Below are 12,012 nucleotides of genomic sequence, written 5' to 3'. Positions count from 1 at the left end.
CACCCGACCAGTGAAGGGCACGCCTCACATGACGTTCTCCATCGGCATCGTCGGCGCCGGACAGTTCTCGGGCCAGTTCGCCACCCTGTTCCAGGCCCACCCCGGCGTCAGCGACGTCTACGTCACCGACCTGCTGCCCGAGCGGGCCGAGCAACTCGCCTCCGCCCAGGGGCTGGCCGGCACCTTCCCGTCGTACCAGGCCATGCTGGAGTCGGAGGAGGTCGACGCGGTCGCGATCTTCACCCAGCGCTGGACGCACGGCCCGCTGGTGCTCCAGGGCCTCAACGCCGGCAAGCACGTGTACTCCGCGGTCCCCATGGCGATCAGCACGGAGGAGATCGCGGCGATCATCGACACGGTCAAGGCCACCGGCCTGACCTACATGATGGGCGAGACCAGCGAGTACAACCCGGCGACCGTCCACGCCCGCAACCAGATAGCCGAGGGCGCCTTCGGGCGGCTCTTCTACGCCGAGGGCGACTACGTCCACGACATGGACCTGGGCTTCTACGAGGCCTACCAGTACAGCGGCGGCGAGAACTGGAAGGCCACCGCCAGCTATCCCCCGCTGCTGTACCCGACGCACGCGATCGGCGGGGTGCTGGGCGCCTGGCAGACGCACGCCGTCAGCGTGTCCGCGATCGGTGTCCTGGACGACCGGGGCGACGGCGTCTTCGACAAGGACGTCAGCCAGTTCGGCAACGACTTCTCCAACGCCACCGCGCTGTTCGAGGTCGCCGGCGGCGGCTCGTTCCGTACGAACGAGTTCCGGCGGGTCGGCTACCCCTCGCATATCCGGGAGTCGCGCTTCCGCTTCTTCGGCACCGAGGCGAGCATGGAGCAGCTCGCCACGGTCGCCCTGTGGCAGGACAAGCAGGGCGTGAAGGACATCAGCGAACTGCTGGAACCCAAGCCCACCATGGCTCCCGACGACCCGTCGCTAAAGCACATCGCGCCGGAGCTGTGGGCCGCCTTCACCTCCGGGTCGGCGCCCGTGCACGACCGGGAGCGGCTGCCGAGGGAGTTCGACAATCTGCACAACGGCCACGAGGGCAGCCACCACTTCCTGGTGGACGACTTCGTGACCGCGGTCAACTCGCGCACCCTGCCGTCGGTGAACGCGTGGGTGGCCGCCCGCTACACCTTGCCGGGCATCATCGCGCACGAGTCCGCGCGGCAGGGCGGGGTGCGGCTGGAGATCCCCGACTTCGGGGACGCGCCGCAGTAGGGGCCGGTGCGGGCCGGGTGCCTGGATCAGGTGCCCGGCTTGCGGCCGTAGACGAAGACGTCGTCGTTCTTCTTCAGCAGCGACCAGTACTTCTTGGCGTCGGTCTTGGTCATGTTGACGCAGCCGTGCGAGCCCGGCGGGTTCCACACGCTGATGCCGACCGAGTGGAAGGCCTGGCCGCCGTCGAAGAACTGGGCGTAGGGCATCGGCACGTCGTAGATGGAGGAGACGTGGTCGATGTTGCGCCAGTAGATCTTCTTCAGGCCCGTGCGGGTCTCGTCGCCGTCACGGCCCGTGCGGACCGGGACGGGACCGTAGACGAGCTTCTTGCCGTCCTGGATCCAGCTCAGCTGGAGGGTCAGGTTCACACAGGCGATCCGGCCCTTGTTGACCGGGCATTTGCCGTCCTTGTTGGGGTTCGTCCCGACGGCCTTCTGCTTCAGCATCAGGTCCATCACGCCCCAGGTGACGGGTCCGGCGTAGCCGGCGTTCGGGGAGATGCCGTGCTTGGTCTGGAAGGCGCGGATCGCCTTGCAGTCGGTGGCGGACTGCTTGCCGTCGACCGGACGGCCGAGGAACTTCTCCACCTGCTTCTGGTACGGGCCGGTCTGTGTGGTGCAGCTCGCGGCCTGCGCCGGGGTGGCGCCGAGCGCGAGTGTGAGCGGTGCCACCAGGCCGGTGATCCCGAGTGCGACGGCTCCCCGTCTGCGTACGTCCCCCATGGCTCGTCATGCCCTTTCGCGGAGTGAGTCTGCGGTGTTCTGCCAGCTAGACGGGCGGAGGGCGGCTTCGGTTGTGCGGGGATTCGGCCTGCGACGAAACGGTGACATACCTCACCGCGCGGCGACCGGGGGGAAGCGCTGCGCGGCACGGCCCCGCTAGGGGCGCAGGGCGTCGTGAAAGCCGGTGTTGACGGCGGTGAGGCCGCCGTCGACGACCAGGGTGGTGCCGGTGATCCAGGAGGCGTCGGACGAGGCGAGGAAGGTGACGGCCGCCGCGATGTCCTCCGGTTCGCCGACCCGGCCCAGGGGGTACAGCCGGCGCAGCGCCTCCAGGTCCTCGTCGCGGCCCTCCCAGGCGGTGGTGCGGACGGTGCCCGGCACCACCAGGTTGACGCGGACACCGCGCGCGGCGGCGTGACCGGCGAGGGTGCGGGTCAGGGAGCCCAGGCCGGCCTTGGCGGCGCTGTAGACACCTCAGGCGCTCAACGTGTCAAGCAGCTGCGGCGAGAGCGGTCGGGAAGGCGGTGTCTTCATCGAACAGTTTGCGGTTCTGGAGGCAGTGGTAGAGCTGGCCGATCATGCGGTTGAAGAGGTTGCGCTGGGCTGCTGCATGCCAGTCTGCGTGGTCGTCGCGGCGGCGCCGGTAGTGGGTCTTGGCGCCGGGTGAGGCGGTGATGGAGGCGAAGGCCCAGAGGTAGCCAGCGGCGTTGAGGCGGTCGTTCTTGACCCATCGGCGGGTGATGCTCGACTTCTTGCCGGAGGCCCTGGTGATAGGCGAGGCGCCGGCGTATGCCTTGAGGCCGCGGGCGTCCGCGAAGCGGGACCGGTCGTCTCCGATCTCGGCGAGCACCCGGGCGCCGAGCTGGACGCCGAGGCCGGGGAAGCTGAGGATGATCTCAGCGTCCGGGTGCTGAGGGAAAGCCTCTTCGACCGCCTCGGCGAGGTCGTCGGTGGCGGTGCAGGCGGCCTCCAACTGGACCAGGAGCGCGAGCATTTGCTTGCCCAGCGCGTCCTCGACCAGCGGCGGCTGGTGAGCGTAGTCGCCGCGGAAGACTCCTCGGAGCCGCTCAGCCTCGGGGGCGATTCCGCGCTTGCGGCCGGCCCGCTTGAGCGCGGCCTCCAGCTGCGTGCGGGTCAGCCCCGCGGCCCGGGTCGGTGTCGGGGCCGCCTTCAGAAGCTCCCGGGCCTCCGGCCGGCACAGGCCGTTGCGCCAGGGCTCGAAGGCCGCGAGGGCGGCCGGGTAGTACTCCCGCAGCAGCGAACGGAGCTGGTTGGACAGCTGCTGCCGGTTCCAGAGTGAGTCCTGCTGAGCACGGGCGAGGACGGCGACGGCCCGGCCGAGGTCGCTGTCGCCTGGCAGCGGACGGTGGGCGTGCATGTCGGTCCGCAGGATGTTGGCCAGCACCAGGGCGTCGCCGGGGTCGGACTTTTTGCGTGAGACCGAGTGCCGGTCGCGGTAGCGGGCGGCGGCCATCGGGTTGATCGCGAACACCTGCCGCTTGCCGGTCCTCAGCACGGCCACGAGCAGGCCGCGCGAGGTCTCGATCGCGACCGGGATCGGGTTCTCCTCGCCGTCGCCGTACTCGACCAACAGGTCCAGCAGGATCTTGTAGCCTGCAGCGTCGTCGGTGATGTGCCGCTTGGCCAGTAACTGGCCGCTGTCGTCGACCAGGGCGACGTCGTGCGTCTTCTCGGCCCAGTCGATGCCGCAGTAGATCAAAATGTTCCTCCCCAGAGTGCGCTGTTCATGCTGGTCACGAGCTCATGCGGAACCACGCAGCGACCTAATCCCAGGACTCAGCCTCGTTGGCCGGTCCGCCACCTCAGTAGCTGTTCGTGGCACCAGCTCGCCCCACGGGCCTCGGTCTATTGCAGGAGCTCAGACGGCTCGGGCTTCACAAGAGGTCACCATGCAGCGGGCTCGCACCACCAACACCAACGAGTGATCAAGGCGCGGGTGTTGACGCTCAACAGTCCTGGACACCGCCACTCTGCGTAAAGGGCCCATGAACCCAGGTGTGGCTAAGGCGTGTGTCCAGGACCGATGAGCATCAACATCCGCACCATGGATGCCAGCGGTGGACGGCCGAGCAGGTGCCGAACGCCGCGCGGTCTACAGCGAGGCGTCAAAGCCCGGCGTGATTCAGGCATCCGCTCCGCACCCGCCAGGCCGTCACCACAAGCCGCAGGGCTGCCCGCCGCTCTCTTCTGAAACACCGAGTGCCTGGCTGAGTACAGGCATGACAGCCCTGCTGTTCGAACAGTCCGGGGGGTAAAGCACTGGCCCGGCCCGTCCTTACGTGAGGATTAGGCGTGGTTGCCGAAGTCCTGGAGCCCGTTGACCGAGCCGATGGAGACGACGGCGCCGCGGCCCGAGGCGGCCAGGTGCGGCAGCGCGGCACGGCAGCAGCGGTACGCGCCGGACAGGGTGACGTCGAGGTCGCGCGCCCACGACTCGTCCGGCTCGTCCTCGAAGAGAGGCGCGTCGGGCGAGCAGTGGGCGGCGCTGTTGACCAGCACGTCGAGCGAACCGAAGGTGTGGACGGCGTGGGCGACGGCGGCCTCGGCGGCCGCCCGGTCGGCCACGTCGCACTCGATGCCCTCGGCGGTGAGCCCCTCGTCCCGCAGGGCCCGCGCGGTCCGGGTGGCCGCGGCCGGGTCCTGGTCGGCCACCAGGACCCGTGCGCCCTCCCGCGCGAACCGGCGGGCGGTGGCGGCGCCGATGCCGCGTGCCCCGCCGGTGATGAGAACCCCGTATCCCTCGAAGCGCCTGGTGTCCGTCATGGGCCGACCGTACTGCCCCGGGGGTGGCTCAGCGGTAGCCGCTCGTGTCGGCCGGCTTGCCCGCGTCCTGGACCTCGACGAGGTAGCGCCAGGCGTCCGGGCGGCTGCCGTCGAGGTCGGTGAAGCCGTACACCTGGGCGAGGCCGCCGCTGGAGAGGGACTGGCCGTTCCAGCGCGCCACGTCCGGGTCGGCGGCGAGCGCGGCCACGGCCCGGCCGACGTAGCGCGGGGTCTCCGAGATGGCGAAGTGGGGGACGCGCTCCAGGGCGTCGCGCCAGTTCTCCTCCTGCACCTCGAAGACCTCCAGCATGATCTCCGAGCGAAGCCAGCCGGGGGTGAGGGCGACGGCGGTGGCGCCGCGCGGGCCGAGCTCGTGGCCGAGGGCGAAGGCCATGCGCAGGACGGACGTCTTGGCGAGGTCGTAGAAGAAGCTCACGCGGTAGTTGTCGCGGTTGTAGTCGGCGGTGCCGTCGGTGACCTCGACGACCAGGCCGCCGGGGTGACGCAGCAGCAGGGGCAGGGCGTGGTGGCTGGTGATCGCGTGGGTCTCGACGGCGAGCCGGAGCAGGTGCAGCCCGTTGTCGAGGTCGTGCTCCCAGAGCGGGGCGTCCCATGCGAAGAGCTTCTCGCCGCCCCAGATGTCGTTGACGAGGATGTCGAGGCGGCCCTGCTCGCCGTCGATCCGCTCCACGAGGGTGCGGACCTGCGCGGGGTCGAGGTGGTCCGTGGGGACGGCGATGCCGTGTCCGCCGGCCTCGGTGACCAGGTCGGCGGTGTCCTCGATGGTCTCGGGCCGGTCGTACTCGGAGCGGCGGGTGCGCGTGCTGCGTCCGGTGACGTAGACGGTGGCGCCCGCCGCGCCGAGTTCCACCGCCATGCCCCGTCCCGCGCCCCGGGTCGCACCGGCGACCAGTGCGACCTTGTCCTTCAGCGGAGCTGACATGTCCGACCTCCCGTTGCCGTGAATGCGTGGTGCTTCGAGAGTGACGGGTAAGCCGGACATCTTCTGTCGCCTTTTGCCGGCGACACGCGGTCAGTGACCCCGGGCGATCCACTCCTGCAACTGCGGGGCCTCGGCGCCGACGGTCGTGGAGTCTCCGTGCCCGGTGCGGACCTTCGTCTCGGGCGGCAGCGTGAGCAGCCGGTCGCGGATCGAGTCGATGATCGTCGGGAAATGCGAGAAGGACCGGCCGGTGGCTCCGGGGCCGCCCTGGAACAGCGTGTCGCCGGTGAAGACGGTGGCAAGCCCGGGGTCGTACAGACACACCGCGCCGGGCGCGTGCCCCGGGGTGTGCAGGACGCGCAGGTCGGCGCCGCCCGCCTCGATCGTCTGGCCGTCGACGAGCCAGGCGTCGGGCTCCCGGTCCGGGTGGGTCTGCTTCCACAGCGGCAGGTCGTCGTGGTGCAGCCAGATCGTGGCGCCGGTGCGCTCGGCGAGGGCGGGGGCGGCGTCGATGTGGTCGTTGTGGGCGTGGGTGCACACGATGGCGGTGAGCCTGCGGTCCCCGACGGCCCGGGCGATGGCGTCGGCGTCGTGGGCGGCGTCGATGACGATCGCCTCGTGGTCGTCGCCGACGATCCACACGTTGTTGTCGACGTCCCAGGTGCCGCCGTCGAGGCTGAACTGGCCGGAGGTGACGAGGTGTTCGACTCGGGTGGTCATCAGAGCACCACCACCGAGCGCAGCACGTCGCCGTGGTGCATCCGCTCGAACGCCTTCTCCACCTCGTCGAGCTGGATGGTCTCGGTGACGAACGCCCCGAGGTCCAGGCGCCCTTGCAGATGCAGGTCGATCAGCATGGGGAAGTCGCGGGAGGGCAGACAGTCGCCGTACCAGCTCGACTTGAGCGATCCGCCGCGGCCGAAGACGTCGAGCAGCGGCAGTTCGAGCTTCATCTCCGGGGTGGGCACGCCGACGAGGACGACCGTTCCGGCGAGGTCGCGGGCGTAGAAGGCCTGCTTGTACGTCTCCGGGCGGCCGACCGCCTCGATGACGACGTCGGCGCCGAAGCCGCCGGTGAGTTCGCGGATGGCCTCGACCGGGTCGGTCTCGCGTGAGTTGACGGTGTGGGTGGCGCCCATCGTCCGGGCGGTCTCCAGCTTGCGGTCGTCGATGTCGACGGCGATGATCCGCGCCGCTCCGGCCAGCTGCGACCCGGCGACGGCCGCGTCACCGACGCCGCCGCAGCCGATGACGGCGACCGTGTCGCCCCGGCCGACCTGGCCGGTGTTGATCGCGGCACCGATGCCGGCCATGACACCGCAGCCGAGCAGCCCGGCCACCTGCGGGGCGACCTCCGGGGCGACCTTGGTGCACTGCCCGGCGGCGACCAGCGTCTTCTCGGCGAAGGCGCCGATGCCGAGGGCCGGGGAGAGCTCCTGCCCGGTCGAGGCGAGGGTCATCTTCTGCCCGGCGTTGTGGGTGTCGAAGCAGTACCAGGGCCGCCCGCGCAGACAGGCCCGGCATGTCCCGCACACCGCACGCCAGTTGAGGATCACGAAGTCGCCGGGCGCGACGTCGGTGACACCGTCGCCGACCGCCTCGACCACGCCCGCGGCCTCATGGCCGAGCAGGAAGGGGAACTCGTCGTTGATGCCGCCCTGCTTGTAGTGCAGGTCGGTGTGGCACACCCCGCAGGCCTGGACGCGCACGACCGCCTCTCCGGGGCCGGGGTCGGGCACCACGATCGTCTCGATCCGCACCGGCTCGTCCTTGCCTGGTGCGATCACACCGCGTACTTCCTGCGCCATCGCGCTGACTCCTTCGTCGGCCGGATCCGTCCCTTCCGACCCTACGCGCGACTGATCGGTAAGGGGCACGGATCGGCCACCTCAGACGCATGATCACGAGTTCGCCCACCGGCGAAATACCGGGCACCGCACGAGGCCCGAGCCGTAGCCTGAACGCTCCGCCCGACGCCGAAGGAGCGACGTGAGCCTCGCAGAGACCGATACCCCCGTGCCTCCCTGGCGGCTGCTCCTCGGATATGTCCGGCCGCACCGCTGGTCGCTGGCCGCCGGTGCCGTGCTCTCGCTGGTCACCGGGGCGACCGGGCTGCTGCTGCCGCTGGTGGCCAAGGGCCTGATCGACGACCTCTCGCACGAGCGGGCCATCACGGGAGCGCTGCTGGCGATGTCGGCGCTGGTGCTGGCCAACGCGGTGGTGGGGGCACTCGGTTCGTATGTGCTGCAGCGCACCGCCGAGTCGGTGGTGCTCGGCGCCCGGCGTGCCCTGTCGTCGTATCTGCTGCGGCTGCGGATCACGGCCGTGGACCGCAGCGAACCCGGGGATCTGATGGCCCGCATCACCTCCGACACCACGCTGCTGCGCCAGGTCACCACCAACTCGCTGGTCGGTCTGGGCACGGGCGGACTCACGCTCGTCGCGACGATCGTGATGATGGGCCTGGTGGATGTCGTGCTGCTGGGCGTCACACTGGCCGTGATCGCGGGAGCGGCGGTGATCCTCGGCGTGATCGTGCCGCGCATCAACAAGGCGAGCCGGCGGGCGCAGGACGCGGTGGGTGTCATGGGTGCCTCGCTGGAGCGGGTCCTCGGCGCCCTGCGCACCGTGAAGGCGTCCGGCGCCGAACACCGTGAGGAGAACACGCTGCACGAGGCGGCCGAGGAGTCCTGGCGGCAGAGCGTGCGGGCCGCCAAGTGGTCGGCGGCCGCGGGCAACACGGCGGGGCTCTCCATGCAGGTCGCCTTCATCACGGTGCTCGCGGTGGGCGGCGCCCGCGTCGCGACCGGCGCGGTCGACGTGGGCACGCTGGTCGCGTTCCTGCTGTACGTCTTCTATCTGATGTCGCCGATACAGCAGGTCGTCGGCGCCGTCACGCAGTACCAGACGGGCGCCGCGGCCCTCACCCGCATGCAGGAGGCGCTGCGCCTGCCGGCCGAGCCGTCCGCCCGGTTCGCGCCGCTGCCCTCCCCCGGCGCGGAGCCCGCCGCCCTCGCCTTCGACGACGTCCGCTTCCGCTATGCCGAGGACCTGCCGTACGTCCATCACGGCGTGACGTTCACCGTGCCCGCGCAGGGCATGACGGCGTTCGTGGGCCCGTCCGGCGCAGGCAAGACCACCGTCTTCTCGCTGATCGAGCGGTTCTACGACCCCGACTCCGGCGTGATCACGCTCGACGGCCGGGATCTGTCCGACTGGGAGCTGACCCGACTGCGGGCCGCGATCGGCTATGTGGAGCAGGACGCGCCGGTCCTGTCGGGCTCGCTGCGGGACAACCTGCTGCTGGGCAACCCGGAGGCGGACGAGGACGCGCTCGCGCGGGTGCTGAAGACGACCCGTCTCGACGGTCTGGTGTCCCGGCTGCCCGCGGGGCTCGACACGCTCGTCGGACACCGCGGCACCAAACTGTCGGGCGGTGAGCGGCAGCGCGTCGCCATCGCCCGCGCCCTGCTGCGCCGCCCCCGGCTGCTGCTGCTCGACGAGGCGACCTCGCAGCTGGACGCGGTGAACGAGGCAGCGCTGCGCGACACCGTCGCGGACGTGGCCCGTACGACCACGGTGCTCGTCGTGGCGCACCGGCTGTCCACGGTGACGATGGCCGACCGGATCGTGGTGATGGACGCGGGCCGGGTCCGGGCCGTCGGCACCCACCGCGAACTCGTGACCTCCGACCCCCTCTACGCGGAGCTGGCGGCGACCCAGTTCCTGGCCGCGGCCGACTGAGCCCTTGTGTCAGGGCCGGTGACCCGGCTGCGCTTGCCGAGCGCGGCGGGCGGGAGGAGGCTCAAGGGTGAGACTTCTCGCGGCCCGCTCCCCGTCGGGTCGCGGCCCTTCGAAGGAGGTCATCATGGGAACCGCGGCAGACCCCGCCTTCGACCGAGACACCCTGCGCCGGGGCGTGGAAGGACAGACCCCCGAAGTTCTGCTCTCCCTCTACGCCGACGACGCGGAACTGCGCATCGTGGACCGCACGACCCAGCCCAGCCACCCCAAGGTCCTGCACGGCCGGGACGAGATCGGCCGGATGCTGGAGGACGTCTACAGCCGCGACATGACGCACAAGATGGAGCGGTGCGTCGTCCAGGGCGACGAGGCCGCCTACAGCGAGAGCTGCCAGTACGCGGACGGCGTGCGCGTACTGTCCGAGTCCATGATCTCGCTGCGCGGCGGAAAGATCACCGAACAGACCCTGATCCAGGCCTGGGACGAGTAGCGTCCGCCCGGTGTGTGATCATCAGCGCATCCAGGCGCTGTACGACATGACGTCGCCCTTCTTGACGCCGTACTCCGGTTCGTCGGCGGTGAACGTGCTCTCGAGGCCGAGGACGGCGCCGGTGGCCGGGTCCGTGATCAGCATGTGGCGGACGCCGGAGCCGTCGTACACGTACGCCTGGCCGCGCCGGCCCAGCCGGTCGGTCACCTGGCCGACCGGCCGCAGCCCCTCGGCGTCGGCCAGGAGCCGGACGAGCGCCGCGGTCTCCCGGGCTCCGAGGGTCCAGTGGTCGAGCAGTACCTCGACGGCGTCGAGCAGTTGGGGCGGGGTCAGCGCCCCGTCGGTGTACTGGGCCTCCGTCAGATAGGCGCGCAGCCGTGCGGGGTCGCGCGGCGGAGGAGACTGGGGCGGGGCGTCGCTCCAGCTCGGCGGGTAGGTCCGGTCGCTGATGACGTGCCCGTCCTCGACGAGGTGTGGCTCGCCGCCCGCGTCGGAGAGGACCGGGCGGCCCGGATGCCTCGGGTCGGTGGCCACGACGAGTTCGGTGTGGCCGGCATCGGCCCGCCAGCGCACGATGCGCTCCTCGGGCAGGGTGATCGGGGGTTTGCCGTCCGACATGCCCAAGCTCCAGGACTGCACGTGGGTGCCCTTGCGCAGACGGGGCGAGCCGTCCGCCGCGGCCTGCTCGGCCCGCTCGGCCAGCCGGTCCAGGGGCACGGGTGTGGAGCCGGACTGCACCACCAGCGGGCGAGGTGCGGCGACCGCCGGTGTGGTGTCCGGGCCGCTCAGCACGAGGGTGAGGGTCAGGGCGGCGACGACGGCCGTGGCCACGAGCCCCCAGGCCAGCCGGGGCCGGCCCGGGCCCGGCAGCAGCCGGTTCCGCGGACGGCCGGAGGGCCGCTGACGCAGCAGCTGCTCGAGCCCGCGCTCGGCGTCGTGGTCCAGGGGGCCGTCGCCGAAGTGGGGGCCGTCGTGCGGCACCGGGTTGGCGCCGCGCAGCAGTTCGAGTTCGTCAGCCATGGCCGTGTTCCTTCGGGGCGGTCATGCGGGGGGCGGGCAGGGGGCGCGGGGCGCCGGCCCAGCCGGCCGTGGGGGCCTCGCCAGGGGAGGCGGTGCGGGCGCGACGAGGGACGGCCCTCGACGCGGCGCACCCGTCCGTCGTCGGCGGCGACGGACACGAGGCACGGTGCCGGATACCGCCGGTCGACCCGGAAGACGCGTCAGTCATCGTCCCGCCCTCCCACGCAGTGCGCGTCGGCCTTGGCGTGCTCGGGTGCCATGCGGTCGATCTCGGTTCTCAGGCGGCGGCGTGCCCGGTGCAGCCGCATGGCGGCGGCCCGGCTGCCGCAGCCGAGGGCGACCGCGACCTCGTCGACACCGAGTTCCTCCCAGGCCGTCAGGCGCAGCACCTCCTGGTCGGACGCGGAGAGACGGGAGAGTGCCTCGTGGACCCAGGCGCCGGGTGTGTCGGCCTCGGGTCCCACCGCGATGTGCCGCCCATGAGCCGTGTCGTCGTTGCCGAGCCGGTCGACGAGCCGGCGGCGGCGCCCGTGCCCGCGCACCGCGTTGGCCAGGCAGTTGCGGGCCACGCCGTACAGCCAGGGCAGCGGGGAGGGCGGCAGGTCGGCCCGGCGGCGCCAGGCGACCGTGAACACCTCCGCCACCACTTCCTCCACTTCGCCGGCCCGCCCGTCCAGTCGCCTCGCGACATAGCGGCTGACCGCCCAGTAGTGCTCGCGGTAGGCAGCGGCGAAGATCTCGTCGTTGCTCATGTCCCGTTCGTGTCCGGCACCTTCTCGATCGTCACACCCGTTTTCGTGATTCTCGTCGCGTGCGTGCAGTGTGACGTCCGGGCGGGGCTCGGACACAGGCGGGGTATGAGGCACCTCAAGTGGCTGACGACCACGGATCACAAGACGATCGGCACGCTGTATCTGGCGACGTCGTTCGCGTTCTTCGTCATCGGTGGCGTGATGGCGCTGTTCATGCGCGCCGAGCTGGCCCGGCCGGGTCTGCAGATCATGTCGAACGAGCAGTTCAACCAGGCGTTCACGATGCACGGCACGATCATGCTGCTGATGTTCGCGACGCCGCTGTTCGC

11 protein-coding genes and 2 pseudogenes are annotated in these 12,012 nt (G+C 71.0%); 4 read left to right on the top strand and 9 right to left on the bottom strand.

The features are described from left to right. The first annotated feature begins 28 nt into the window (after positions 1-28). Positions 29-1,228, top strand: coding sequence for a Gfo/Idh/MocA family protein (locus tag ACIBK5_RS42080; protein ID WP_399028534.1), 1,200 nt, complete (start codon positions 29-31; stop codon positions 1,226-1,228). Positions 1,229-1,254: 26 nt separating this feature from the next. On the opposite strand, the gene ACIBK5_RS42075 is transcribed toward ACIBK5_RS42080, so the two are convergent. The 7 genes and pseudogenes from ACIBK5_RS42075 to ACIBK5_RS42045 form a co-directional block, all read right to left on the bottom strand. Further along, on the bottom strand, positions 1,255-1,950 hold the full coding sequence (locus tag ACIBK5_RS42075) for a L,D-transpeptidase family protein (protein WP_399028532.1): 696 nt from the start codon (positions 1,948-1,950) through the stop codon (positions 1,255-1,257). A 156-nt stretch (positions 1,951-2,106) separates the two neighbouring features. Continuing rightward, positions 2,107-2,418: pseudogene (locus tag ACIBK5_RS42070) on the bottom strand (SDR family oxidoreductase); the annotation flags it as partial. A gap of 22 nt (positions 2,419-2,440) precedes the next feature. Beyond that, the gene (locus ACIBK5_RS42065; RefSeq protein ID WP_399028530.1) at positions 2,441-3,670 is read right to left on the bottom strand and encodes an IS110 family transposase; all 1,230 of its coding nucleotides are present in this window, start codon (positions 3,668-3,670) and stop codon (positions 2,441-2,443) included. Positions 3,671-4,260: 590 nt separating this feature from the next. Beyond that, positions 4,261-4,734, bottom strand: a pseudogene (locus tag ACIBK5_RS42060) (SDR family NAD(P)-dependent oxidoreductase); the annotation flags it as partial. 28 nt (positions 4,735-4,762) lie between these two features. Continuing rightward, positions 4,763-5,677: an SDR family oxidoreductase gene (locus tag ACIBK5_RS42055; protein ID WP_399028528.1), complete on the bottom strand. Its 915-nt coding sequence runs from the start codon at positions 5,675-5,677 to the stop codon at positions 4,763-4,765. A 90-nt stretch (positions 5,678-5,767) separates the two neighbouring features. After that, the gene (locus ACIBK5_RS42050; protein WP_399028526.1) at positions 5,768-6,397 is read right to left on the bottom strand and encodes an MBL fold metallo-hydrolase; all 630 of its coding nucleotides are present in this window, start codon (positions 6,395-6,397) and stop codon (positions 5,768-5,770) included. Continuing rightward, a complete protein-coding gene (locus ACIBK5_RS42045) occupies positions 6,397-7,485 on the bottom strand; it encodes an S-(hydroxymethyl)mycothiol dehydrogenase (RefSeq protein WP_399028524.1) in 1,089 nt (362 codons plus the stop codon). Before ACIBK5_RS42045 ends, ACIBK5_RS42050 begins: the two co-directional genes overlap by 1 nt. Positions 7,486-7,666: 181 nt before the next feature. Here ACIBK5_RS42045 and ACIBK5_RS42040 point away from each other — a divergent pair, with 181 nt between their 5' ends. Further along, a complete protein-coding gene (locus tag ACIBK5_RS42040; RefSeq protein WP_399028522.1) occupies positions 7,667-9,421 on the top strand; it encodes an ABC transporter ATP-binding protein in 1,755 nt (584 codons plus the stop codon). 124 nt (positions 9,422-9,545) lie between these two features. Further along, positions 9,546-9,911, top strand: coding sequence for a nuclear transport factor 2 family protein (locus tag ACIBK5_RS42035; RefSeq protein ID WP_399028520.1), 366 nt, complete (start codon positions 9,546-9,548; stop codon positions 9,909-9,911). Between the two features lie 21 nt (positions 9,912-9,932). Here the strand turns inward: ACIBK5_RS42035 and ACIBK5_RS42030 are convergent, their stop codons facing one another. Both ACIBK5_RS42030 and ACIBK5_RS42025 read right to left on the bottom strand, forming a co-directional pair. Next, entirely contained in the window at positions 9,933-10,931 is a 999-nt protein-coding gene (locus tag ACIBK5_RS42030) for a CU044_5270 family protein (protein WP_399028518.1), read from the bottom strand. Between the two features lie 200 nt (positions 10,932-11,131). After that, complete coding sequence (locus ACIBK5_RS42025; RefSeq protein WP_399028515.1) at positions 11,132-11,683, bottom strand: RNA polymerase sigma factor; 552 nt, start codon at positions 11,681-11,683, stop codon at positions 11,132-11,134. 105 nt (positions 11,684-11,788) lie between these two features. Here ACIBK5_RS42025 and ACIBK5_RS42020 point away from each other — a divergent pair. Then, positions 11,789-12,012 (top strand): cbb3-type cytochrome c oxidase subunit I (locus ACIBK5_RS42020; protein WP_399028663.1); only part of this gene is annotated, 224 nt, incomplete at its 3' end.

The organism is Streptomyces sp. NPDC050546, assembly GCF_044457425.1.
Classification (GTDB): Bacteria; Actinomycetota; Actinomycetes; order Streptomycetales; family Streptomycetaceae; genus Streptomyces.
Note: the sequence above shows the minus strand (reverse complement) of the source record. Positions and strands in the feature narration are given on the sequence as shown.

Coding starts and splice junctions, on each gene's coding strand:
- ACIBK5_RS42080 (WP_399028534.1), top strand. CDS start 29: ATGACGTTCTCCATCGGCATCGTCGGCGCCGGACAGTTCTCGGGCCAG.
- ACIBK5_RS42075 (WP_399028532.1), bottom strand. CDS start 1,950: ATGGGGGACGTACGCAGACGGGGAGCCGTCGCACTCGGGATCACCGGC.
- ACIBK5_RS42055 (WP_399028528.1), bottom strand. CDS start 5,677: ATGTCAGCTCCGCTGAAGGACAAGGTCGCACTGGTCGCCGGTGCGACC.
- ACIBK5_RS42050 (WP_399028526.1), bottom strand. CDS start 6,397: ATGACCACCCGAGTCGAACACCTCGTCACCTCCGGCCAGTTCAGCCTC.
- ACIBK5_RS42045 (WP_399028524.1), bottom strand. CDS start 7,485: ATGGCGCAGGAAGTACGCGGTGTGATCGCACCAGGCAAGGACGAGCCG.
- ACIBK5_RS42035 (WP_399028520.1), top strand. CDS start 9,546: ATGGGAACCGCGGCAGACCCCGCCTTCGACCGAGACACCCTGCGCCGG.
- ACIBK5_RS42030 (WP_399028518.1), bottom strand. CDS start 10,931: ATGGCTGACGAACTCGAACTGCTGCGCGGCGCCAACCCGGTGCCGCAC.
- ACIBK5_RS42025 (WP_399028515.1), bottom strand. CDS start 11,683: ATGAGCAACGACGAGATCTTCGCCGCTGCCTACCGCGAGCACTACTGG.